The organism is Candidatus Uhrbacteria bacterium (assembly GCA_016187485.1).
In the GTDB taxonomy this organism is placed as follows: domain Bacteria; phylum Patescibacteriota; class Patescibacteriia; order UBA9934; family UBA10169; genus JACPJO01.
This window is the reverse complement of the sequence record JACPJO010000001.1, coordinates 15,338-37,946: the sequence shown is the minus strand read 5'-3', so window position 1 is coordinate 37,946 and position 22,609 is coordinate 15,338. Positions and strand designations below refer to the sequence as shown.

Sequence of the window (22,609 nt, the reverse complement as noted above, 5' to 3'; positions counted from 1 at the left end):
AGTAGCAAATTACATCGTGCCCTGCAACGCGGCTAAACGCGCATCAAACTCCCCCAATTTTTGGTTTTCTTTGTTGGTCTTTCGCAACAGCGCAATTCCCCTTGCCGCCTCCTCTGGCCGCTTGGCAATGAGCGCACTTTCAATATACAAGTCGAGATAGCGCGGATTCCCAGGACGCTTCGCCACGGCACGCTCAAACTCGGCAAGCGCGCGCGCCCACTCTTCTTTTTTCCCATACACCTCGCCAAGTGACACATGCACGCTTGCGTCGTTCGGTGCAAGCTGAAGCGCAAATGCAAGCGTCTCCACCGCCTGGTCCAAATTTCCCATCTTTGTATACAAACGCCCCAAAAATTCATACGCCGCCACATGCCGCGGGCGCAAAGAAATCACCTCAATGTATTTTTTCTCCGCCTCCGCATACTGTTCATCGTGCACGAGTGCTGCCGCTTCCTCCATTGCCCGCTTCACTGCCTCGCCACTTCGGCGCAGGGGGGCCTGTGCGCGCTCACGTACATGCGCATAATGTTTTTCCAGAGTACGAAGCTCTTGCACCGTGCGCCGCCCAACACGGCGGAGAAATGTAACCACGCGCGGGAGCACACGGAGGAAAAACCGCGCGGGAGCAAACGTGCGCGTCACGCGTTCCAAAATAATATCTTCTTTCACTCGTGCATGTTGCGCCTTGTCATCCGTGTGGATGTTCACCACACGTACTTGCGCCATGTGCCGAAAAGCAACCCACACAAGTGCAGCAAGCGAAACAATAAGGAGAACAAGCGCTATCCAAAAAAGAATCATCATATATGAGAAGCTTTGCACGTGGCCGCAAGCATATCGCCAAGCTGGTGCGTCTTCACCGACGCGTACCCCACCAGCACTCCATCAACCACATCCTCGCGTAAGTAGCTATAGGCGTTAGCCCCATCCACACTCCCGCCATAAAGAAGGATCGCGTCCTCTCCCGCTTCCTCTTTGAGGCCGCCAAAAATTTCGCGCAGAGCTTCCGGGGATTCCGGTTCCCCTTTCCCATACAATGAAATCGCCCAAAGAGGCTCGTAGACAATGCCTACACGTCCGTGCGCACGGCCCGCAAGCGCTTGGCGCACTTGAGCGCGGACGACCAACAATGTCTCGCCCGCCTCATGCGCCTCTTTCGTTTCCCCAACGCATACCAAAGGTGTGAGTCCCGCTGCCAAAGCTGCCGAGACTTTTTTTGCCACCATCACGTCCGTCTCGCCAAGTTCCCGCCGTCTCTCCGAGTGTCCGATAATCGCAAATGCGCACCCAGCCGCATGAAGAGCCTGCGGGCTGATTCCCCCTGTATGCGGCCCGTCATTTTCCCAAAAAACATCTTGCGCCCCCAGATGAATGCGGCTATGGCCAAGAACTTTCTGCACTTCCGGGATGGCCAGAAAGCTTGGGCAAAGCACAATTTCGGGAAGCTTTTCTTTTCCGCGTGTCCAACGTAAAACCTCGCGCGCCAGCGCCACCGCACCGCGTGTATCCACGTACATCTTCCAGTTGGCAACGAGATACTTCACAAAAAGTATTTTGATAATTCCCCTTCGCGACGAAACGGACCAATACCGGCCAACCCCATGCGGCGCGTGTCTAGGGCCCACGCTGCGGCGTCCTGAATCTGTGCTGGAGTCACTTTACGCAGACGCGCCAGCTTTTCGTGGGGTGTAAGAACCGTCCCTGTATGCAATTCCTGTTTGGCATACCATTCGGCCACGGTGGACGAATCCTCAAGAGCAAGAATGGTTTTGCCAGCAAGATATTCTTTTGCCCGTGTCAATTCTGCCCCACCCACGCGCTCTTTTACCATTTTGCGTAGTTCCTGCATGATGATTTTTCCGGCCAGCCCCAGCCGACCTCGATCCAGTCCAGATTGAACCATAAAGAGTCCTGTGTCTTCAAACGACGCGTGGCTCGCGCGCACAAAGTAACAAAGGCCGCGCTTTTCGCGCACCGAAGTGAACAGACGCGATGACATAGGGCCGCCCAAAATTGTGGCGAGAAGCCGTATGGCATCCGCACGCCTATCCATGTGTGAAACGCCGGGAAACCCCACGGCCACCTGTACTTGCTTTGTCTCTTTATACTGGATCGCCACACGCGGGCGCCGCGAGGTCAGAAATCCCAAGAATGGATCGTAGGTCATGTCTGCCGGCGCTGTCAGCTTCCTTCCAAATGATTTCTCAAGTCGCGCCTTTGTATCTTTGGGGAACGCCCCAGCCACAGCAATCACCATGCGACGAGGCTGATACGCACGGCGCCAAAACGCCATGACATCCGCACGCGGCATCTCCGTCATCGTCTTGTGCGTTCCGGCAATCTCCCATCCAAGCGTGGAGCCAGCAAACATTACCGACTCCAACATCTCATCCACATGCATCATCGGGTTGTCGTGATACATGTTAATCTCTTCCATGATAACGTGACGCTCGCGCGCAAGTTCCGGCGCGGAAAATTTCGACGATGTAAGCATGTCGTGGAGCAGATCAACCGCCAGCGGGACATGTGTCCGATTCACCTTCACCCAATATCCTGTCTCATCTTTGGCAGTGAATGCATTATAGTCGGCGCCGACCGCATCAAGCGTGCGTGAAATATCTTGCGGAGTCTTCCGCCTGGGCGTGCCCTTAAACAGCATGTGCTCAATGAAATGGCTCACCCCGTTTAGTGCTGGCGTTTCGTAACGCGAGCCAACTTTCACCATAACAAGCACCGTTGCCGCTTCCGTGCCGCTTGATGGAACAAGAAAAACCGGAATGCCGTTGGACAAATGTGTCTTCTTCATACAAGAAGCGGGGTGAGATACGTTACAAGGTCCGTGATGGGGACACGCTCTTGCTTCATGGAGTCACGGTCGCGCACCGTGACAGCATGGTCGTTTAACGAGTCAAAATCCACCGTCACGCAATAGGGCGTGCCGATCTCGTCTTGCCGGCGATAGCGTCGTCCGATGGACTGCGTCTCGTCATAGTCACAAGCAAAATACGGGGTCAGGAGATCGAGAACACCTTTAGAGACAACCGAGAGCTCTTCTTTTTTGGAAAGCGGAAGCACGGCTACCTTAAACGGCGCAAGCGACTTGGGAAATTTGAGCACGACGCGCGTGGCAGACTCCCCTTCCTCGGCGGTCGGCGCCTCTTCTTCGTGATACGCCTCAAGCATAGTGACAAGAACCGTACGGTCAATACCAAAAGTAGGCTCAATCACATGCGGCAAATATTTTTCGCCACTCACGGGATCGGTATAACGTAGATCTTTTCCCGATTTCTCCATGTGGTTTTTCAAATCAAAGTCTGTGCGGTAGGCAAGACCGTACAACTCCTTCACGCCAAACGGGTACTGATACTCAATGTCCACTGTACGCATGGAGTAGTGGGCACGTTCGCCGTCGGGAATCTCGTGAAACACAAGATGCTCCTCTTTAACGCCGAGAAATCCAAGCCACGCCTTCATTTCGCTAAGCCAATAGGCAAAAGACTTCTCCCATTCGGACGGATGCACAAAATACTCAAACTCCATTAAATTGAATTCGCGCATGCGGAAAATGAAATTTCCCGGCGTAATCTCATTTCGGAAGCACTTCCCTATTTGCGCAATGCCAAAGGGCACGCGCTTGCGAGACATCTGCACCACAGAGGGAAAATCTACAAACATCGCCTGCGCCAGCTCGCCGCGCAGATACGCCACTGCCGCGTCGTCATCGGTAGAGCCGAGAAACGTTTTGAACATCAAATTGAAATTCTTGGACTCGGTAAATTCTCCTTTCGTGCCGCAATGCGCGCACGCGGCGGCCGTATCGATTTGGTCCGCGCGAAAACGCGTATGGCACTTCTTGCACTCCACCAGCGGGTCTGTAAACTCCGCCAGGTGTCCCGACGCCTCCCACACTTTTGGATTCATGATAACGGCGGCATCAATCCCCACCATATCGCGGCGTGACGTCACAAACCGTTTCCACCACGCGTCCACGATATTTTTTTTGAGTGCAACCCCGAGCGGACCGTAGTCCCAGCTATTCGCAAGCCCCCCATAAATCTCGGAGCCGGGAAAAACAAACCCGCGGCTCTTGGCCAAATGTACCAATGTCTCCATCGAAACAGATGCCATAGTTAGACCGTCATGATCTCCCGTTCCTTTTCCTCGCTGATTTTTTCCACCATATCGGTAAATTCCTTCGTCATACGGTCGAGCTCATCGAATATTTTAAACCGTTCATCTTCCGATATTTTTTTGTCTTTCTCCATTGCCGAAACTTCTTTACGGATGTCTTCCCGCGATTGGCGGAGCGACACGCGCGCCGATTCCACCTTTTCTTTCATGAGCCTTACCATCTTCTTGCGCGTTTCCTCCGTCATCGTTGGAAGAACAAGTCGGATAATTTTCCCATCCATGTGCGGCGACGCGCCAAGGTCGGCTGCAGAAAGTGCGCGCTCGATGTCTTTCACAATACCCGCATCCCATGCCTCAATCTGCAGAGTGCGCGATTCGGGAATGCTCACCATCGCAAGCGCCTTCAGTGGCGACTGCGTGCCGTACGCCTCCACCACCACATGCTCGACCAGCCCCGGATGCGCGCGTCCTGTCCGAAGCCCGGCCATTTCATCGCGCAGATGCGCTATGGCGTCCTCGAACCCGCTTTTTTTTCCTACAAGAAATTGATGCATACATTTTATTGTTGAACAGCGCGCATGCCAATGTAAATCGTCTCGGAGTTGGATGAGTCAAAAAGAATCGTGCGGATCAGTCGGGACGTCGCAAGTTTTTGCACCGCCCAGTGCTCCCCCGCATCGCGCGTTTCGTAGAGTGCATTGCCGACCGCGTAGAGCATGTGGTCCTTCTCTGCCGGATCAATCCCCACAGCATTCACCATCACCTCGCCCGGCGCCGACAAGAGCTTGAGCGGCCGCCAGCTATCCCCCTGGTCCTCCGATGTCAGAACACCATAGCCTGTTGCGGCCATCATGCGCTCGCCCTGTGCATCCTGCACCAGGCCAAAGACGCGATTCGCATCCCGATAGGGCTTCAGTTGATCAAGAATCGGCGCCCATGTCAATCCGCCGTCAGTCGAGCGCGCAAATCCCCCGCCCAACATGCCCAGAACGACAACGCGGCTATCGAGATTGCTTATAAGCAAGCGCGTAATCGCTTGCCGTCCGCGGAAGACCGTTGTCCAATTCGCGCCGTAGTCGCTCGTTTTCAAAAGGCGGCCGTCGGAGAGCGCCGCATACACGGACTCGCCCGAAAACCAATCCACCGCAAGGCCCGTTACAAAAACTCCGGCCTTTCCTTCCACATAAATCTCCTCACCAAATGTTCGGTTGCAATCATCCGTGCGGAAAATACGATCGCTCTTGGCTACATACACGCGGCACTTTTCCGTAGGATCCACGGCCACGGCAGTAACAGCCCCCGTGCGGAGCACTCCCTCACGAGGTTGTTGCCAGCTGGCCGCGCCGTCATACGAAAAGATAAGCCCCTGCCCTTCTGTTCCTGCATAGAGGGTAAAGGGGTCGGACGGATCCGCGACAAGCGAGAGAATATTCGCTCCGGCCGCCGAGCCAACGCCGCGCGCAGAGAGCACCGCAACGGCCTGTGACCACGAGGCACCTGCGTCGCTCGATTTAAAGACGCCACCATCTGCCCCTCGCGCCCCGCCGCGCGAACAGCCGATGCCGGCTAACAGTACAATAAGGCCGACGCCAAAAAAAAGTTTACGCATAGTCATACGAAAAAAAGAGTGTGTTCAAGAGCAAGAACAGGCGGCGCGTTTCTCTGTAGAGCTTCGCGCGTTTGAAAGAGGCGTTGGAGCACAGCCGTTTGCGGCGCGCCAAATCCGCTTGCGTGCCAGCGCGCGCGGAGCACATCTTCCCAAAGTTCCACAAGCTCCAGGGCCTTTGCCCGAGGCTGGCCCTTTGGAAGAGCGCGCGATAAATAGAGCGACCGGCCGGCAAGCGGCAAAGCAAGCACTTCCTCAAACTGCGCACGATCGCGGGCGCGCGCTTCGTGATCGGCCGGATGCAGAAGAAGCGTGCGCGCGAGACCGGGACACCCATGAGACGCACCGGCAAACTCTTGTGCTTCTTTTTTCGACGCGCCAAGACGCACAAGCATGCTTGCAATGGCTTCTGCGGAAACCAGTGAAAGCCGGACGCGCTGCACGCGAGAGAGAATCGTCTTAGGGAGATCGCTTTCATGCGTTGTACGCAAAAAAATCACCACACGAGACATCGGCTCCTCGAGCGTTTTCAGGAGCGCATTCGCGCCTGTCTTATTAAGGAGAGCCGCTTCCTCGATAAACGCGACACGATGGGGCGCAAGAACAGGGCGTGTCGCAAGGGCACTCTGCAGAGCGTGGATCTGACCCACCACAATGTCCGTTCGCTCTTTCCCTGTTTTCTCATCCACTCCTCGACGGACCCGCACAAAGTCCGGGTGTGCGTCCAAGTGATCGGACGGCGTGTGAAGGATCTGGCCAATCACCCGCTCAATAAGCACCGTTTTCCCCACATGATCCGGCCCAAACACGGCATAGGCATGATGTAGTTTTGCCGCAGAAATAGCACGATCAAAAAAAGAACAGGCTTGTGAATGGCCAACAATTTCATCCATAGTGCGGGGATTATAGCACGACTTTGACTTGACAAAAAGCCGTTTTTTTAGTATTCTCCGGCGTTTAGATCCTTGTGTCGATAACCCCCAACGCCGACCATGCGTCGGAGAAAGATCACGTGATGCTCACGCTCTGGTATTGGTACGCGGGTTTCTGGATGGCTGGCTTCGACATCCTCGAGTACAGCCACACGAACAAGATGCTGTGGCTCGGATGGTGCTCGTTCGCTTGGGCGCATTGGGCGATCCCGGGCGCCATCGCCCGGTGGCTCGCGAGCGCTCTGCACGCAGAGGGCATCGCCCGCGGGCTCGACCGTAGTGCCCACCCCGTGCTCGTCGCCTACGCCCTCACCGTACTGGTGGGATGGCACTGGTGGGTGTGGGTGATCGGTATCCTCGGCATCGTGGGTGCCGTGCTCACTGCGCAGGCCATGCGCCGTGCGGGCCGTGTGCACGGCGCAGGCGCGCGTGCTCTGCAGGCTGCCCGTCACGGCACGGGACACGGTCACGACAACCACGACGCCAATCACGGCCCCGCTGCTGGCGGCGGCCACGGGCACTAGCCCACCCCTTCTCGCGGCTCACTCTGCCGCACCCCCCACAGAAGATCTCTCCGAGACCTCCTGCGGGGGCAAAACAACCCGATCTGGGTTGTTTTGTTTAAATTCTCTCTTAGTGATCACTAAGTGATCTCTTAGTGACAAAGAAAAGTTGGCTTATTTAAGCGAATTGATGAAGGTCGGCCATTGACAAAAGCCCCAAAAAGTGATACATTTCGCCGTTAGTTTGATCCTTCCAATTGGGGGTCTGACGAGAGCTTGGGGAAGCCCGCGTCATCAAAAAAATAAAAATTCGTCTTTTGAGGATAAAGTGTTTCTCCCCAAAGGACGGCTTTTTTTGTTAAAGTAAAGAAGCCGAAGATCTTCGACAACAACCGAGTTGTTCCGTGCGGGAATGGTCCCAAGCGGAAAAAGTCGGAACCATGCGATAACATCGCAGGAGGCTAGAGACCATGGGACGCACCAGCAGTTCCCGGCGCGGCAACGTGCCACAGACGGCCAGCGAGAAGCAGGGGTGGGAAGAGATCCGTCCCCTGACCCGTGGCGTGGCGAACATCGTCTGCCACCCCAACGAGGAGTCGTGGGACACCGACCGCGGAGTGGGCAGCGGGCCAACCGCAGCCCTCCTCCTCGAACGTCAGGGCTTCGAGGAATGGCTGGCGGCCAGCTCGTACTACGAGGAGAAGGTCGCAATCAAGGTCGGCGAGTCCATCCAGAGCGAGCGCGTGGAGGGCACGAAGGTGACGGGCCGAGCGTCCTGCAAGGGCACGCGCGTCATCTTCACCCCCGTGGACCCCCACAACGACCAGCCGACGGAGGACCAGCCGCAGTGGTGGGAGACGAAATACCCGCCCCTGGCGGATGAGGATCCGCGCGAGCGACTGGCGTCACTCCAGCCCGTGGCGTGGTGGAAGAACCACCGCATCACGAGCGGCTGGAGGACACGCCGGATCGTGGAGCTGCGAAAGCGGCACCCCGAGCTCCGCAACGCGCTTCGCACGCTCCTCCTCGAGGCCGCCATGCAGACGGACGCCGGCGACGGCCGTCCGATCTGGATTGGCGCCCCGACCGCGCAAGTCTCCACCCTCCAGCTCTACTGGGCCATCGCGGAGACCATGACCCGGCAGGTCGTGAGCGGCAACGGCGACTGGTCCTGCCTCAACAACCTCGAAGAGGAGGCCATGAAGGCCCTCGGTGAGGACACGAAGCGCAGGAACAAGGCACGCGAAGAGCGACGGGCGCAGAAGGCCGAGCAGCGTGGACGCGAAGAAGAGAGGACGACGTACGTGGACGGCGCCGACCAGGACCCCCTGTGGGGCTGGCTGCGCAAGTGGCAGGTCGCGGTCGGACGGACCGAGGACAGCCTCGACCGCATCCGCGGCTACCAACCGCGGGACGTGGAGCGGATCCTCGAAAGTCGGATCCGTCACTACACCGAGAGCCGCCACCCCAACGCACACATGGACATGCTCGACGCCAAGAACGCGTTGAGTGAGTTCGTGCGGGAGCGGCGGGAGCACTCGGAAGCCCACCGGAGTGCGAGTGCCGGCAGCACGGTCATGGGTGACATCGCCCGCCGCGCCGCCGCCCGCCGCGCCGCCGGCACCCCCGTGGCAGAGCCCACCCCCACGCCCACGGTCGACGAAGAGATGAAGCGCGAGATCGAGGCAGCGCTTGCCAAGCGCAACGCCCCGGGTCCGCGCCGCGCCGCTCCCCGCGCGCTGCGTGACGAGTAGTTCCTTCCATCAGTTTCTTTCTCGGGGCCCCATGGTGAAAACCTTGCGCCGGCCCCAATCCCCCCGTGCGCGTGAGTCCCCACTCGCGCTCACAGGCCAGATTGTTCCTCCCACCATTCTTAGGAGGAGAGAGAGCCCACCTCCCGAACTGCCATATGACAGAACGAGAGGTGTGAAACCCAAGTGCTTCAACCGGGATTTCTCGCTTGATGCACATGCCCGGGTTTCATGGGTCCATACTGCTTCGGCATGTCACTGGACCCCTCAACCCCCTAAGAATGGTGTGAGGAACCCCAAACCCCCGGCGTTCATCCCACGCGGATGCGCCACACTGGAGACGAACATGTCCGACAGCACCCGTTCCCCCCGGCCCTCGTTCCGCGAGCTCGCCGAGACCGCCCGCAAGCTCGTCATGTGCAGCGACTCGCTGCACATGACGAGGATCGAAGGGCTGCTCCGGCGGTTCGCGGCGGCCAACGGCGGCGGCGCCGAGATGACGACCTGGTCGCCGCTTCAGATCCTCAACGAGAGCATCGAGCACTTCCGCCAGGTGAACCCCTCGCTCGCGGCGCGGCTCTGCGAGCGCGTCGCGGAGGAGCACGCGCAGGTGGACGCCGAGATCAAGGCGGCCGCCGAGCGGCTCGAGAGCGAGGCGCACCGCAAGAAGATCGTCGAGGAGAAGATCGCCGCGGCCGGCGACGACCGCATGGAGCAGCTGCGCATCACCTACTGCACGCGGGTGGCCCGCGACGGCGAGTCCCTCGAGCAGGTCTTCGGCCGCTCGTTCGAGAACATGGAGGCCCTGCTGCGCAGCCGCAAGCGGGACGCGCTCCGAGCGCTGCGGGAAAATCCGTGCCGCGAGAACGCGCAGTGGGTGGAGGAGACCGACCGGCGCCTCGAGATTTTCCTCGCCGACAAGAGCGAGACCGAAGCGACCGTCAAGGGTATGGCCCCGATGGTCACCAAGACCGCCGAGTCCGCGTCCCCGGTCGCGCAGGACGAGAACAACGGCCGCCGCCGGAACCGTCGGCACGGGCACAAGAAGCCCGAGGCCGCCGTGGCCCCCGTCGCGTCCGACCCCGACCGTCAGCCCATCGGGCTCGACCACCTGGTGACGAGCCTCGTCCTTCACTAGGCACCCAGGCGCCCCGTTCCTTCTCCCTCCGTTCGTGACCTGAAGCACACTCTTCTTCAGGACCCCCTCGTGTGGCCGAGCGCTGCTCGACCACAGGAGCCGGATCTCCCACCCCTTAAACGACAAAACTAAACAACACTAAGTTTCGACAACGAAACTTAGTTTTGTTTTGGGAAAGTTTGGTCGGAGAGAGGTTTAGTAAAGCCAGCCAGACGCTCTTGAGAAGAGAGGCCTGGATATATACGCGCACCGCTCCACGCAAGTTCGAAGACACTCCGCAACGTGTCCGCCATCGTCTTACTCCGTATGATCGTCACGAACGTCTGTCCGCGGAATGAATAGAGGAGAATCGTGTCCTCTCGTACCGTCACCTCTCCATGAATCGGAAAATTTTCAAACGGGAGAAAGCGCAGATCCACGGGCATGGGAAGAAGCTGTAGTTCTTCAAGAGACTTAGACGTAACAACCAGCGTCCGTCCGCCCACTTCCTGCTCTTTCAATTGCTGTTTATGCTCCTTGCGGCGTTGTTCTCGACCCTTAAACGCCTCTGCCGCGTCGTCAATATTGGTGATCTGGATAAAGGGCCCGACAAGTTTTTCAAAAACATCCAACTGGCTCATGAGTCCCTCCTGCCCCTCCATGAATAGAACTTGCGGCTTTTGTCCCTCCACGTTGTAAAGAGCAGTAAGACGCGGCAGCGCAGAGGCAAGTTTCTCCTCCTTCTGCACAATCGCCTCGCGTTTTGCTCTCACTGTAGAGAGCACGTGGTCCGGCGGAGCAGCAACAAACACTTTGCGGCCGGCTGCCTCTGCGCCAGAGATAAACCCCTCTTTCTCCAGCGTCTCAAGACAGACATAGACTGTCGTGCGCTGGATACCAGACTTGTTCGCAATTTCTTGCACACCCGCGGGACCAAGTTCGCACGCCGCAAGATAGATAGCCGCCTCTTTCGGACTTAGTCCTGACTCTACCAGAATATCCGTAAGCTCCTCGGACATATTTTAGAATGTGTGAAAAAGATTTTTTGGAGCCACAACGCCGCGGAGAGCCTCCCATGTGAGTGCCGCTGTCCTCTCCCACGAATACAATATAAGACGTTCACGCGCACGAGCCAAGACAGCCTCGCGACGTGTTGGCTCTTCGGCAAAGTGTTTGAGTGCGAGTGCAAACACTTCCGGATCACGCGGGTTGGCATACAACGCCCCGTCCCCCATGACCTCGCGATGCGCAGGGATGTCCGAGAGAAGAGCGGCCGTCCCACAGGCGGCAGCTTCAAGCGGCGTGAGACCGAATCCTTCATACCATGAGATATTCACATACCCAAGCGCACCGCTGTAGAGAGCAACCTTTTCTTCTTCCGACACGCCACCGAGAAGATGAATAGACGAACGAATAGAGGACGTCGCAATGCGTGCGCGGATGTCTTTCGCTCCAAATCCATCCGGCCCCACGATGACCAGTTCATGCGGGTCTCCAAATCCACGCTGGCTTTTAAAAATTTCAAATCCGCGGATAAGCGTTTCGATGTTTTTCTTTCGATCAAGCCGGCTTACACACAGCAGATAGTGCTGGCTTATGCGTGCTTTAACACGCATCCGCTCGATCGCTTCTGCCGGGTCTGGCGTAAAGCGCGGCGAGACAGCAAGAGGAATCACGACAATCTTTTCCGCCGGGACCCTAAACAGCTCCACAAGCTCTTGCTTTGTGAACGCAGAAATTGTCAGAAGTAGATCTGCACGACGCAGAGCTCGGCGGAGAGCGCTTTTTTGTCGCTGTCGATCACGGCGCTCATAGAGTTCTGGGAAGCGCATAAAGCCGATGTCCTGAATCGTTGCGGCAGTTTTATGAAGTCCTCCGCGAGGAGTCCAGAGCGGCAAACGAGAAGAGGGAGCAAACAAAACATCTGGTGGATGCCAAAGAAGCTCAGAAGATAAACGAACCGTCGCCCACCCAGGCAATTTCCACGGAAGCACACGTGCCTGCCAGTTCGGGGGAATATCTGCCCATGCCTGAACTAATGGTTTGTTCAGATACAGCGATACGCGATCTCCCCCCGTTGCTGCCATCATCGCGCGGAGTAATTCAAACGCATACACACCCGGACCCGTGCGGAGTTCTTCATTTGCCGCAATAGCATCTATGCCAATATGCATACTCCTCCAAAAGTACCCTAATGAGTAAAGACGCTGCGTTTGTACGCATCAAGATTTTCTAGAGCAACACCCGTTCCTTTTGCCACGCATTGCTGCGGATCGTCCGCTACATAGGTCGGCACGCCCGTTGCCTGTGCAATGAGCTGATCAAGATTACGCAATTGTGAGGAGCCGCCGGAAAGTGTGATGCCTTTATCCATGACATCAGCAGAAAGCTCTGGGGGCGTCTTGTGAAGCACTTCTTTCACTGCCGCAATAATCCCCTCAAGCTCCGGCTGTATCGCCGACGTAACATCATCGCTCGTAACCTCCACAATTTTTGGAAGACCGGTAATCATGTCACGGCCCTTTACCTCCATAGAAAGCTTATCCTGCAAAAACACCGCCGAACCAATTTGAATTTTGATGTCCTCCGCCGTTCGCTCCCCCACCGCAAGCCCGTATTTTCGGCGGATATAATCCATAATAGCCATATCAAACTTCACGCCGCCGATACGCACAGACTCCGAGGCCACGATACCGCCAAGCGAGATCACCGCCATCTCGGCCGTGCCGCCGCCAATATCAATCATCATGTGGCCAGATGGTGATCCAATGGGAATGTTCGCCCCAATGGCCGCAACAATCGGCTCGGAGATCACATAGGCCTCGCGTGCGCCGGCCGCGCGTGTGGCGTCAATCACGGCACGCCGTTCCGTTGACGTAATCCCGCCCGGTACTGCCACCATTACTTCGGGGCGAAACAAGCGGAATCCGCCGATCGCCTTGTTAATGAAGTACCGAAGCATGGCCTCCGTGATCCGATAATCGGCAATAACACCGTCCTTGAGCGGCCGGCGCGCGACAATCGTATCGGGTGTACGGCCCAACATATCTTTTGCCTCTTTCCCCACTGCAAGAACCTTCTTATCAATAAGGGAGATCGCGACAACGGACGGTTCCTGAATGATAATGCCACGGCGCGGGACATACACAAGCACCGTGGTTGTTCCAAGGTCAATCCCGATCTTCTTTGGCAGAAAGCTCCACGACATAGGCACGATCTTGATCTACATTTGTGTTCAGGCGATAACGCCGATCACCCCACTCCCCCTGCTCCTCTGGTGGGTTAGCATGCACGAGCGTTGTATCAAAGGAAAGGTCGAGCGTCAAACCATACGTCGGAGTACCTGGCTGCTTTAACACAGACAAACGGTAACCTTCTCCTTTCTCCATACGCTCCACGAGAGGCGCGGGAAGTTTATAGCGGACAGTCAGCACTTTCTCGGAGAGAGGTTCAACGGAGGTGAAGAAACCAAAGACGCGATACCCTAGCTCGTCGGAAATCTCTGGCGTATCGGGCGTGCCACCGGGGTTTTTCAGCTTATCGTCACGCAAAGACCCCTCGACCTGCACAAGCTCTGATCCCGCAGGCACATAAAACCTCGTGAATGTCCGGTACCGCGTGATGGTTTTTGAGAACGTTTGCGTATGGCGATATTGCATGCGCGCGATTGCATGTATCTCCCCGTTCGGTTGAGGTTCGATCGTGTAGGTAAGGTGCCGCTCAATCGCCGGATCGGTCTTGAGCGCCGCCAGGTTCGCATCTACCACCATAAGCGCGTCTTCGCCCACTGCCGGTGGAGAAAGGGTTCCCGTCAATCCATAACGTGCAAACAAATCTTGACGCTTTGCGTCTTCGCTGTAAAGCATAAGGTGCTTTTGCGCCACCCGTTCTTTTGCTACAGACAAGACGTAATTCCATCCGTCCGGGGAAAGCTCCGCCACGCGATCAGCCACTTCCCGAAGCATGCTCCCAATAATATTCTTTCGTTCTGCCGGTGTTTGTCCGCGAGACACAAAGCCAAACTCCACCGATTCATTCAAATCTTCCGGAATATTCTCGGCGGTAAAGGTTTCCCCTTCCACCGTCACAGGACCCACGACGCGCAGAAGATCCTGCGCAAACGTCACCGTCACGCCAAGCACGGCGGTAAAGGGGCCGGTCGGAATAGATACGGCGCGCGCCCCGCCCGCATTCTGTTCACCCATATAAAACGCCAGAGCTTTCGCAAACGATGTCGGTACGTCCGGCGACCAGTTCGCATCGCGGAGATACCATGCAGGAACGCCGAGATACTCCGCAAGCGGGCCTGGGGGAGCCGCGTTCCATACGGGAGTCGCGGCGCCATCGAGCGCCATCACGTCAAAATGTTGAAGCTCCGTCAAAAGACCCGCACGCAATGTCGCCACCGCAAACGACCCCATGAAGCCCCCGCCCGGCCGCAGTTCAGAATTGTTAAGGAGAAAAATAAGCACACGGCTCTCTCCGTCTGCCCCCGCCAATTCAGGCCCAATCGCCGCCCATCCCACCGCCTCTTCGAGGACAGACGAAAGCGTCTCGATAGCCTCTGCGAGCTTCTCTTTGGAATTTTCAAGCGGCCCTAAAAAAAGAGGAGTCGTCTCTTCTTCAAAAATGCGTTTGACCACAGCGATGTCGGCCTTCGCAAGCTCAAGCGACGGCACGAGAGCACGCAAGCGTGAAAGAAGAAGCCCGCGCGTGGCCTCATCAATGTCCGGCCACAGGGCAAGAAGGCTTCCCACGCGTCCCTGCCACGGCCAGAGATCCTTCGCTTCAGGGACAAGACGAAAGACTTCAAGGATTTCCCCAAGAGCGTCCGCAAACACGCCAGATACATCGGCCCCCGTCTTTATCATCACGCGAAGCGGACGGACGGAATCCCCGACCAGGGGGAGATACGCAAGCGGGGAGAGAAATCGGCTTGCCCCATACGCCCGGTCGAAAGACTTTTTGGCATGCGACAACTCTTCCTGCGCCCGAAGAATGTCTGCGTTTTCAAAAGCGGTGCGGGCGCGCGCCCAGGCATCGCGTCCATCAAGAACCGCGTTGCCCGTCACACTTACAAGAATAAGTGCGCCGCCTACGAGCACGCCGACAAATACAACGAGCGCCATCGGCACCCACGTGGGAACACGCCGGCGGTGCGGCAGGTTTGATGCCTCGTGCATAGCGGACACAGGCGTCGAAGAAGAAAAATCTACCGACATGGCGATTTCGTCCGAAAATATTTATGGAGATACTTCGCCCAACTCGCCAAGTGGATCCAGTTGGCGCGCGAGCACAATTGGGAAAAGAAGGATCCGCCCGACCCCTCGCGTTGATAATAGTGTAGCATAACAGACAAGGGATGATAGACGACATGGCGGCCCATGTGCCACACGCGCCGGCAAAAATCCACCTCTTCAAAATACAGAAGAAAGCGCTCGTCAAACCCCCCAAGACGATTCCACAAATCCCGCGGCACGCATAAACAGGCGCCGAGAACCCAATCCACACTCATCGTCTCGTCATGCGACACATCAAGCATGCGGTGAAAGTCCATGCGTTTCTTCACCCACGGAAGATTTGCAAACGGGGTGCGGCCAAGAAGCTTAAGGCCCGTATGGCGGAAACGAAAACACGAATATTGGATGTGTCCATTGGGAAAATGCAGACGCGGAGCGACAAGCCCGGCTTCTGGATGCGATTTTGCGTACTTGAGAAGTTCTTCCAACGATCCCTGGACCACCATGATGTCAGGATTGAGAATAATGAGAAAGTCTCCGTTCGCTTTCTTTGACGCAAAGTTGTGCCCGCCTCCGAAACCTAAATGGCGCGAAGCAGCGAGCACGCGCGCTTCCGGAAACTCCTCGGCAAATGACGCAGGGAGGCGTTGCCGCGGATTATTATCCACCACGATCACTTCATACGTAAGCCGTGGGACGGCACGCCGGAGACTTCGCAGGGTCTCGCGCAAAAGCCCAAGCGAATGGTAGTGGACAATTTGAATCGTCGCGTCCATAGAAAGCTATCGAAACAGGCGGCGCAGGGCCGAAGACCGGCGTTTAGCAGAACGGAATGTGGCTCTGCGCATACGCACAACATGCGGGAGGAGCCGCGTCGACAAGCAAAGCTCCACACACACCCACGGTTCAAAGAACAGCGAGTACAGAACCTGCCGAAGAACCATAAAAAGTATCCACGGCCAAGCCAGAATCATATTAAGAAACGACTCGTTCTTGAGGATGGAGAGGAAGAGGTTACGGGTCGAGTAGGCAGCAAGACGACGATGTTTTGCGCGTCGGCGCGCAATGCGCTCCAGCCATCCGGAAGATGCTGGAGCAAAAAGCCCGCGATGGTGATAGGCAACCGCCTCTGGCACGAACAGGCTGTCCCACCCCGCCCACTGAAGCCGCCAAGCCAGATCCACATCCTCCCGGTACATGAAGAAGGTCGGATCAAACACCGTCTCGTCCACACGCACGTCAAGCAGCGCACGGGCTCGATAAAGCGCGCACGCTCCCGTGGGTCCAAAAATCTCGCGCTTTTCATCAAACTGCCCTTCGTCAAGCGCACCTGCACCGCGATCGAAAAACTCCCGACCGTGTGTCGCCTTTATGCCCGTCGAATCAATTCTTTCCGCACACACCGTGTGGGCAAATACGTCATCCCCGGCGTGCTCGATATATGCGCGAAGAAGTTTCGGCTGAACACTTCCCACGTGGGGATGTGCCTCCATCGCTTCCACGAGTTTCTCCAGAGTTGTGGGAGTGAGAATAACATCTTGATTCACGACGGCGACATAGACGTGCGTCGGATCTTGTTCGCCTAGCTTATCAAGGAAGAGACGGAAAGCCTGATTGTGGCCTCCCGCAAATCCAAGATTGCGAATATGGCGAATCATCGTCGCTCCTCCCCCGTATGCCTCAAGAAGAGACCGTGTGCGATCCGTTGAAGCATTGTCTACGAATCGTACCGTCGTGGGAGCCAACGTTTGTGTACGGAGAGAATCCAAGAGTTCGGGAATGTAACGCTCCCCATTCCACGTGACGACATGAAACGCAACGAGGGGTTTCATAGGCGTTGTTTTTTCGTTACCTGAAAGCCGAGGTAGCGACCACACATCAGCCGCGTCTGTGCATCAATCGCGGGAAACGCCCCGAAAATCATAAAGGTCACCGGCAAAAGGATCCACTGAAGCAACATAACCACCCACCCCCACCATCCCACCGTGCGCGGCCGTGACGGAAGTACGATCATAGAAAGGATTGCGGTGAGTATCACGCCGAGGGTAGCAAAACGCATAATGAGCGCCAATGTTCCCGGAGCGGCTTGGACCAGCAGCGTGGGGTCTTGGCGCGCCAAAAGGAGCGGGAGCCACCCCATAAGGAAAATGAGTACCGGAGCTGTCGCCCACGTGTACATGCCTTCCATGTGAAAGAAGAGGTAACGAAGTTTCCGCCACCGCGGGAACAGTGGATCGCGCCGAAACGCTTCGACCATCTCCATAAGATGCTCAACCCCCCACGCCCACCGGCGCTGTTGGCGATACAAGTTGCGCAAGCTCTCAAGATACGTCGCCCCCGTCACCGTATCCATGCTCACCCCTATATAGAGCGGGGTAACACGATAGTTCCCATGATAGCGAATCAACCCCTGCAAAAAAATGCGCGAGTCTTCCGACACAATGTCTTTCTGCCAAAACCCAACATCCAGAAGCATTTTCCACGGCATGGAATGCGAAGAGAACGTCCAAAGCCGGTCGGGGCGGGAGAGCTCGGTCAATAACCAAAACGTCGTGCCGAAAGCGGCTACACGAACCGGCGCCGTCGCGTGCCAAATATTGTTTGTGAAGAGCGTAAGCGGCTGGTAGCTGGAGTGAAGTCCATCGGGAGTTGTAAGGAAACGATGCGCCAGATAAGAAAAGTAGACGGGTGGCACAAGGGTGTCTACGTCAAGCGCACTCACAAGAATATGCTCGGGAGCAACATCGGGAAATTCTTTCTCGAGCATTTCTTGTGCTCGATGTCCCGACCAATTTAAGTTAGAACCTTTCCCCGGAATTTCATCGGGAAGACCCGTGGGGTGAATGGTGAAAAAAAGTTTACGGAAGACACCGCCGAATTCCTTTTCCAGCTGATGAAAAACGCCGCGGATTCTCGCCTCTTCGCGGCCTTCCCCCGCAAGCACGATAACCATGCGATCCTTTGGCCAGTCTGTCTCTCGAATGGCCTTGAGAGTGCGGCGGACAATGCTGACATCCTCACCGTAAATCGGGAGAAAGACCATGTGCCAGAGCGACTCCCACCCGGGAATCTTTTCCACTTCTTTACGCCAATCTACGCGCTCTGTATAGCGGTAACGTCGCCACGAAGCCAGAAGATAGACAATAAAGTAAAGAACGCGGAACAACCAGTACAGATCAAAAGTGATAATGCAGACGACAGCGACAAGCGGGGCGAAAAAAGAAAGAAGGACGGCTAAAGCAAATGATCCCCAGACAATAAGCCCGGGGAGCATTTCAAGGCCTCGATATTGACCATAATGGGCCATAATCTAGGCCGGATCGTAGCGGATTAGAGAAGAAACTTCAAGCGACACGGGGGGCGCCGTGTAACCGCTGCGCCACCCCATCCACAAGAGCACCCCTACCGGTCAGAGGAGATGTCTCGGTGCAAACGATTCAAGAAGCGCGTCGCGTGATCACGGCCACCAAGACCGAAGGCAAGACCGCCCGAAAGCGCCAGCATAGCGACAAGTCCCGTGAAGAGAACCTTAATGAGGTCCTGCGCAATGCCAAGCTGCACGAGAGCCGCCATGAAACTAAAGATAAGAATAGCCCACTTAGAAAGCCCGGCAAGAAATGCCGCCGCGGTGATATTCGCCGCCTCCACCGCCGTGCGTACGACGCGATGCACAAACGTGGCAAGCAACACTCCCACAAGAAGAATAACCACGGCAATCAAGACGTTCGGCAGATAGACGACAACATCACGCAAGAATCCGGTCACCTCGCTCCACTGCAAGATATCAGCCGCCGCCACGAGAAAGACGACAATGAAAAACCATTTCACAATCCACCCAAGCAGGCGTCCTACATGCAAAGACATGCCCGCCTGTGCAAAAAATTTCTTCACTTCAAGCTTTGTGGCTAATTCATCAATCTTCAAGAGATCCAACACCTTCACCACCAAGCTCTGCAAAAGCTTGGCAATAAAAATGCCGACGATGAGGACAACGACAGCACCTACAAAACGCGGCAAGAAGAGCAGCAACGACGCCCAAAGGTCCGCAAACGCGGTTTGGACGATACTAATGGATTCGTATGGCATAATGAGAAAAATTAGAAATTTCATTCATCATACCGGGTTTTAGAGGATTGAACAGCAAATTTATCCACACCGCATTTTCAGGACTTCGGAATAGTGATATTGGGCTCGCGCCCATATTCAGGTACCAAAGACTCCCGAGCCACCATCGGACTTCGTGCATCAAAAAGAGGAATACCGAGAGCAAAGCCTAACGTATTGGCAATAGCTATGCCGGTGCGCAATGCGGTAGGCGACCCCGGTCCTGTTTCTACGACAAGCCCGTCGATATCATCCCAAGATAACCCCCTCCGCGCTCGATACTCCTCTATCGCCGCCAGTTGCCGCTCTGGGGCCACCTCAAGACGCTCTTCTTCCTCTGTCACGCCGTTCCCCCACAGTCCAAGACGGATATACGCAATATCCACAGGCGAAAAAAAGAGCCTTCTTTTTAACATCGTCATAACGCGTCTGCCAAACGATCAATCATGACAATTTTGTTGGCATCCAAAATGGAGGAGAGAAACTTATCCGTAATTTGTTTCCGATACATATACTCATCTTTCGGCATGAAAGTATAATTCACCTCTTCCCCAAGCTCTTGCTCAAAACGACGGACAATTCCCTGTAAATCCTTCTGGTCCATCGTACCGACAACGATCAAGTCCACGGGCACATCGGGCTCTTGAACAAACTTTCCCGTAAGTGCGACATACAAAAGTTTTCCTTTTTGATCAATCTCAGATACCAAATTCTTCTTGAGAAGCACCTGTACCTTCTGCAAAAGCGCACGCAGATCGTGGTACAAAAGGGAGTCCGCGTTTGCTTGAAAAAACTTTTTGTTCTCGCTTGTCTTCTTCCCGTTTTGATCTTGTCCACTCTCTTTAACAAGCCCGAGCTCGACAAGATTCTGAATCTCTCGGCGCACAGAGTTAAGCTGGGCATCAATTTTCCTGGTTAACTCGCGGACAAAGAACCTTTTGTCCGCATTATTCAAGAAAACGCCGAGCAACCGTGCCCGTGTTTTTGAACCAAAAAGCTGTTCAAGCCGAAAAGCGTGTTGTGTCCCCATTGTGGATGAATGCTTTGCTTGCACACCCATAGTCGTCAGGTATAATGGTACACAAGCTTCTGTGACCACGCAATCGGGACCTGGTATGCCAAAGAATTTGCTCAAAGCAACCTACCTAAATGAGGCAAAAAATCCCACCAAAGAGGGGATGTGGAGTTTCCTTTTCCCTCTTGAGGGGTCGGGGGGGTTCTTGTTTGGGCTTCTCGACCTACGGGCAACCCAAGAGGACCCGTCCCCTCTGCGGGACCTGTTTGAAGAGCACCTTACACGCAGTGCCCAAACAACAGGGGTAGGGTCCCATACTCAGCATCGATTTGAACAAATGGTGCAAGGAATCAATGAGCGCATAGCCACCTCGGCGGCGGAGCCCGAATGGCTTCTGTCGCCAAAAGATGTCTACGCCATCATTGGCATGGCCGGCGACGATGCTATGTACCTTACCGGCACCGGAGACCTGGTCGCCACATTTCTCCACAAAACTCCCGATCAGCGTTACAAGGTATTTAACTTGTCGCGCAGTATTCAAACCGAGAGCCATAAGCCTACATGGGAAAAACTATTTTCTGTCGTACTCGACGGAGAACTGAATCCGGGAGATGCCTTTCTGGTCGCCAACCGAGAACTCTCCCAGCAGATCGACGCCGAAGATTTGCATGAGGTCCTCTCCTCTCTTCCCCCGCGAAGTTCCGCCGAAAGAATCCGCCAGTACTTCCCCATCTCCGCAGACATAAGCTGTATCGTTCTACGCGCCGAGGAAGGAGAAAGCCCCGCCTCCATGGACATCCACGATGCAGCCTCTTCTTTGGACCACTTGGTGCGCACACGCGACACGACGACGCGCATGCTCGAAAGCCAGCGTCCCCGCCGGCAGGATTGGCCCGTGGTTGCCAGAAGCATCATCAAGACGTTTGGGAAAATCATTGGAGCATCTTTTGCGGTTGCCGCCATGCTCCTTATGGGCATAATAAAAGACGCGTTCTTTGCGGTTGGGAGACTCCGCCATGGAGATCGAAAATTTGCGTGGGGGACACTCCGTGGCCGTGCAGGCGAGCGACTGCGCCAAGCAAAGAATTCTGTCCGTATTCTCCCAAGAGGTAATCGCCGTTTGGCATGGACCATCGGGGTATTCGTGCTTGTGCTCGCCGTTGCTATAGGTGCATTCTCCATTGTGCGTTCGCGTGAGCGGAGCCGTATTTCCTATAAAGCACTCGTGGAAGAGGTCGAACAAAAACGTGACTTGGCTCAAGCAAGTTTGATCTACAAGGATGAAGAGCAGGCACGCACACTGATTCGCGAAGCCCTTGCGTTGGTAGAAACCATGCCGGTAAAGCCTTCGGAGCGTGCAGAAAGACAAACGACTCTGCGGGGGGAGCTGACGGCGCTTTCACAGACGCTCCGGCACGCGCGCTCTGTGGACGAGCTCACGACGTTGGGAAGCCTCCCCGAAGGCGAGACGGCGGTACTGTTCGCCTTTGATGCACAGAGTGCCTACGCATTCACCGAAAGCCGGAACGTGTATCGCTTTGATGCGGCTATCTCTTCGTTTGTTCTCCTGCTTCCACTCCCTGAGGGCTTTGGAGTACCTCAACGCACACGCTTTGATGACCTCAACGGATTGGTGTATGTGTTTGATGGATACCGTGTCGGCCGGCTCAATCCTCCCGAAAAAACGTTTGAGATTGTTCCTGTCTCTGGCCTTCATGCATCAGCAAAAGACATGGAATACTACGCCAGACGCGTATACATCTTGGCGCCGGAAGACGAGCAGGTTTATAAACATGACCGTGTGGGAGACGGGTTCGGCCCCCCGTCCGGATGGATTGCGGCGCGCACCGTACCCCTGCGGGACGCCTTGTCGTTCTCCATTGACGGCTCCGTGTGGGTGCTGAAGGCTGACGGACAAATGGTGCGCTATCAAAATGGCTTGGAGGAATCATGGAACACCCCTTCCCTGGACCCCACTTTGGGAAGTGGCGCGGTGCTGTGGACAACCGAGCAGACGGACTATGTCTATCTTGTGGATGCAGCGAACGCCCGTGTCGTGATGATCGAAAAATCTTCCGGAACACTCACGGCCCAATGGGAACACCCCGCCTTTGCACAGACGCGGGGGATATGGGAACGCGAGGGAAAAATTTGGGTCGCTACCTCGACGGGACTGCACGAGTTCCCGCTCGCAACGGAATAACAAAAAC

At 55.9% G+C, this 22,609-nt stretch carries 21 protein-coding genes; 4 read left to right on the top strand and 17 right to left on the bottom strand.

Annotated features, from left to right (window positions below):
- Nucleotides 1–9 precede the first annotated feature (9 nt).
- Genes HYW18_00200 through HYW18_00170 form a run of 7 tightly spaced genes read right to left on the bottom strand, consistent with a single transcriptional unit; the run spans nt 10 to nt 6,630 of the window.
- The gene (locus HYW18_00200) at nt 10–804 is read right to left on the bottom strand and encodes a tetratricopeptide repeat protein (protein ID MBI2484574.1); all 795 of its coding nucleotides are present in this window, start codon (nt 802–804) and stop codon (nt 10–12) included.
- A complete protein-coding gene (gene tpiA, locus HYW18_00195) occupies nt 801–1,544 on the bottom strand; it encodes a triose-phosphate isomerase (protein ID MBI2484573.1) in 744 nt (247 codons plus the stop codon). Before tpiA ends, HYW18_00200 begins: the two co-directional genes overlap by 4 nt.
- Nucleotides 1,541–2,806, bottom strand: a complete 1,266-nt coding sequence (locus tag HYW18_00190) for an insulinase family protein (GenBank protein ID MBI2484572.1) — start codon at nt 2,804–2,806, stop codon at nt 1,541–1,543. Before HYW18_00190 ends, tpiA begins: the two co-directional genes overlap by 4 nt.
- Nucleotides 2,803–4,128 carry a glycine--tRNA ligase gene (locus tag HYW18_00185; GenBank protein MBI2484571.1) on the bottom strand — a complete coding sequence of 442 codons (1,326 nt, stop codon included), beginning with the start codon at nt 4,126–4,128 and terminating at the stop codon, nt 2,803–2,805. The genes HYW18_00190 and HYW18_00185 overlap by 4 nt, the downstream gene beginning before the upstream one ends.
- 2 nt (nt 4,129–4,130) lie before the next feature.
- Complete coding sequence (gene frr / locus HYW18_00180) at nt 4,131–4,685, bottom strand: ribosome recycling factor (GenBank protein ID MBI2484570.1); 555 nt, start codon at nt 4,683–4,685, stop codon at nt 4,131–4,133.
- 5 nt (nt 4,686–4,690) lie between these two features.
- Nucleotides 4,691–5,740 (bottom strand): exo-alpha-sialidase, encoded by a 1,050-nt coding sequence (locus HYW18_00175; GenBank protein MBI2484569.1) that lies wholly within the window; start codon nt 5,738–5,740, stop codon nt 4,691–4,693.
- A gap of 2 nt (nt 5,741–5,742) precedes the next feature.
- Complete coding sequence (locus HYW18_00170) at nt 5,743–6,630, bottom strand: AAA family ATPase (protein MBI2484568.1); 888 nt, start codon at nt 6,628–6,630, stop codon at nt 5,743–5,745.
- A 122-nt stretch (nt 6,631–6,752) separates the two neighbouring features.
- On the opposite strand from HYW18_00170, the gene HYW18_00165 reads away from it, so the two are divergent.
- The 3 genes from HYW18_00165 (at nt 6,753) to HYW18_00155 (ending at nt 10,061) form a co-directional block, all read left to right on the top strand.
- Nucleotides 6,753–7,193 (top strand): hypothetical protein, encoded by a 441-nt coding sequence (locus tag HYW18_00165; protein MBI2484567.1) that lies wholly within the window; start codon nt 6,753–6,755, stop codon nt 7,191–7,193.
- A gap of 449 nt (nt 7,194–7,642) precedes the next feature.
- Nucleotides 7,643–8,926 carry a hypothetical protein gene (locus tag HYW18_00160; GenBank protein ID MBI2484566.1) on the top strand — a complete coding sequence of 428 codons (1,284 nt, stop codon included), beginning with the start codon at nt 7,643–7,645 and terminating at the stop codon, nt 8,924–8,926.
- A gap of 343 nt (nt 8,927–9,269) precedes the next feature.
- Entirely contained in the window at nt 9,270–10,061 is a 792-nt protein-coding gene (locus HYW18_00155; protein ID MBI2484565.1) for a hypothetical protein, read from the top strand.
- A 158-nt stretch (nt 10,062–10,219) separates the two neighbouring features.
- Here the strand turns inward: HYW18_00155 and HYW18_00150 are convergent, their stop codons facing one another.
- The 10 genes from HYW18_00150 to HYW18_00105 form a co-directional block, all read right to left on the bottom strand.
- Nucleotides 10,220–11,059: a helix-turn-helix domain-containing protein gene (locus HYW18_00150; protein MBI2484564.1), complete on the bottom strand. Its 840-nt coding sequence runs from the start codon at nt 11,057–11,059 to the stop codon at nt 10,220–10,222.
- 3 nt (nt 11,060–11,062) lie between these two features.
- Nucleotides 11,063–12,214, bottom strand: a complete 1,152-nt coding sequence (locus HYW18_00145) for a glycosyltransferase family 4 protein (protein ID MBI2484563.1) — start codon at nt 12,212–12,214, stop codon at nt 11,063–11,065.
- Between the two features lie 17 nt (nt 12,215–12,231).
- Nucleotides 12,232–13,248: a rod shape-determining protein gene (locus tag HYW18_00140; protein MBI2484562.1), complete on the bottom strand. Its 1,017-nt coding sequence runs from the start codon at nt 13,246–13,248 to the stop codon at nt 12,232–12,234.
- Nucleotides 13,211–15,223 (bottom strand): DUF4012 domain-containing protein, encoded by a 2,013-nt coding sequence (locus HYW18_00135; GenBank protein MBI2484561.1) that lies wholly within the window; start codon nt 15,221–15,223, stop codon nt 13,211–13,213. Before HYW18_00135 ends, HYW18_00140 begins: the two co-directional genes overlap by 38 nt.
- Nucleotides 15,224–15,252: 29 nt before the next feature.
- Nucleotides 15,253–16,056, bottom strand: coding sequence for a glycosyltransferase family 2 protein (locus HYW18_00130; GenBank protein MBI2484560.1), 804 nt, complete (start codon nt 16,054–16,056; stop codon nt 15,253–15,255).
- A gap of 6 nt (nt 16,057–16,062) precedes the next feature.
- Nucleotides 16,063–17,112 (bottom strand): glycosyltransferase family 2 protein, encoded by a 1,050-nt coding sequence (locus HYW18_00125; GenBank protein MBI2484559.1) that lies wholly within the window; start codon nt 17,110–17,112, stop codon nt 16,063–16,065.
- Nucleotides 17,109–18,587, bottom strand: a complete 1,479-nt coding sequence (locus tag HYW18_00120; GenBank protein ID MBI2484558.1) for a glycosyltransferase family 2 protein — start codon at nt 18,585–18,587, stop codon at nt 17,109–17,111. Before HYW18_00120 ends, HYW18_00125 begins: the two co-directional genes overlap by 4 nt.
- A 95-nt stretch (nt 18,588–18,682) precedes the next feature.
- Nucleotides 18,683–19,366 (bottom strand): hypothetical protein, encoded by a 684-nt coding sequence (locus HYW18_00115; GenBank protein MBI2484557.1) that lies wholly within the window; start codon nt 19,364–19,366, stop codon nt 18,683–18,685.
- A gap of 77 nt (nt 19,367–19,443) precedes the next feature.
- Nucleotides 19,444–19,806, bottom strand: a complete 363-nt coding sequence (locus HYW18_00110) for a hypothetical protein (protein MBI2484556.1) — start codon at nt 19,804–19,806, stop codon at nt 19,444–19,446.
- On the bottom strand, nt 19,803–20,444 hold the full coding sequence (locus HYW18_00105) for a hypothetical protein (GenBank protein ID MBI2484555.1): 642 nt from the start codon (nt 20,442–20,444) through the stop codon (nt 19,803–19,805). Before HYW18_00105 ends, HYW18_00110 begins: the two co-directional genes overlap by 4 nt.
- Nucleotides 20,445–20,499: 55 nt before the next feature.
- Between HYW18_00105 and HYW18_00100 the strand changes: the two genes are divergently transcribed.
- The gene (locus tag HYW18_00100; GenBank protein ID MBI2484554.1) at nt 20,500–22,602 is read left to right on the top strand and encodes a hypothetical protein; all 2,103 of its coding nucleotides are present in this window, start codon (nt 20,500–20,502) and stop codon (nt 22,600–22,602) included.
- Nucleotides 22,603–22,609: the final 7 nt, after the last annotated feature.

Excerpts from the sequence above, each read along its gene's own strand:
- HYW18_00200 (MBI2484574.1), bottom strand. The coding sequence starts at position 804 with ATGATGATTCTTTTTTGGATAGCGCTTGTTCTCCTTATTGTTTCGCTT.
- HYW18_00190 (MBI2484572.1), bottom strand. The coding sequence starts at position 2,806 with ATGAAGAAGACACATTTGTCCAACGGCATTCCGGTTTTTCTTGTTCCA.
- HYW18_00185 (MBI2484571.1), bottom strand. The coding sequence starts at position 4,128 with ATGGCATCTGTTTCGATGGAGACATTGGTACATTTGGCCAAGAGCCGC.
- frr (MBI2484570.1), bottom strand. The coding sequence starts at position 4,685 with ATGCATCAATTTCTTGTAGGAAAAAAAAGCGGGTTCGAGGACGCCATA.
- HYW18_00175 (MBI2484569.1), bottom strand. The coding sequence starts at position 5,740 with ATGCGTAAACTTTTTTTTGGCGTCGGCCTTATTGTACTGTTAGCCGGC.
- HYW18_00170 (MBI2484568.1), bottom strand. The coding sequence starts at position 6,630 with ATGGATGAAATTGTTGGCCATTCACAAGCCTGTTCTTTTTTTGATCGT.
- HYW18_00165 (MBI2484567.1), top strand. The coding sequence starts at position 6,753 with ATGCTCACGCTCTGGTATTGGTACGCGGGTTTCTGGATGGCTGGCTTC.
- HYW18_00160 (MBI2484566.1), top strand. The coding sequence starts at position 7,643 with ATGGGACGCACCAGCAGTTCCCGGCGCGGCAACGTGCCACAGACGGCC.
- HYW18_00155 (MBI2484565.1), top strand. The coding sequence starts at position 9,270 with ATGTCCGACAGCACCCGTTCCCCCCGGCCCTCGTTCCGCGAGCTCGCC.
- HYW18_00150 (MBI2484564.1), bottom strand. The coding sequence starts at position 11,059 with ATGTCCGAGGAGCTTACGGATATTCTGGTAGAGTCAGGACTAAGTCCG.
- HYW18_00145 (MBI2484563.1), bottom strand. The coding sequence starts at position 12,214 with ATGCATATTGGCATAGATGCTATTGCGGCAAATGAAGAACTCCGCACG.
- HYW18_00140 (MBI2484562.1), bottom strand. The coding sequence starts at position 13,248 with ATGTCGTGGAGCTTTCTGCCAAAGAAGATCGGGATTGACCTTGGAACA.
- HYW18_00135 (MBI2484561.1), bottom strand. The coding sequence starts at position 15,223 with ATGCACGAGGCATCAAACCTGCCGCACCGCCGGCGTGTTCCCACGTGG.
- HYW18_00130 (MBI2484560.1), bottom strand. The coding sequence starts at position 16,056 with ATGGACGCGACGATTCAAATTGTCCACTACCATTCGCTTGGGCTTTTG.
- HYW18_00125 (MBI2484559.1), bottom strand. The coding sequence starts at position 17,112 with ATGAAACCCCTCGTTGCGTTTCATGTCGTCACGTGGAATGGGGAGCGT.
- HYW18_00120 (MBI2484558.1), bottom strand. The coding sequence starts at position 18,587 with ATGGCCCATTATGGTCAATATCGAGGCCTTGAAATGCTCCCCGGGCTT.
- HYW18_00115 (MBI2484557.1), bottom strand. The coding sequence starts at position 19,366 with ATGCCATACGAATCCATTAGTATCGTCCAAACCGCGTTTGCGGACCTT.
- HYW18_00110 (MBI2484556.1), bottom strand. The coding sequence starts at position 19,806 with ATGACGATGTTAAAAAGAAGGCTCTTTTTTTCGCCTGTGGATATTGCG.
- HYW18_00105 (MBI2484555.1), bottom strand. The coding sequence starts at position 20,444 with ATGGGTGTGCAAGCAAAGCATTCATCCACAATGGGGACACAACACGCT.
- HYW18_00100 (MBI2484554.1), top strand. The coding sequence starts at position 20,500 with ATGCCAAAGAATTTGCTCAAAGCAACCTACCTAAATGAGGCAAAAAAT.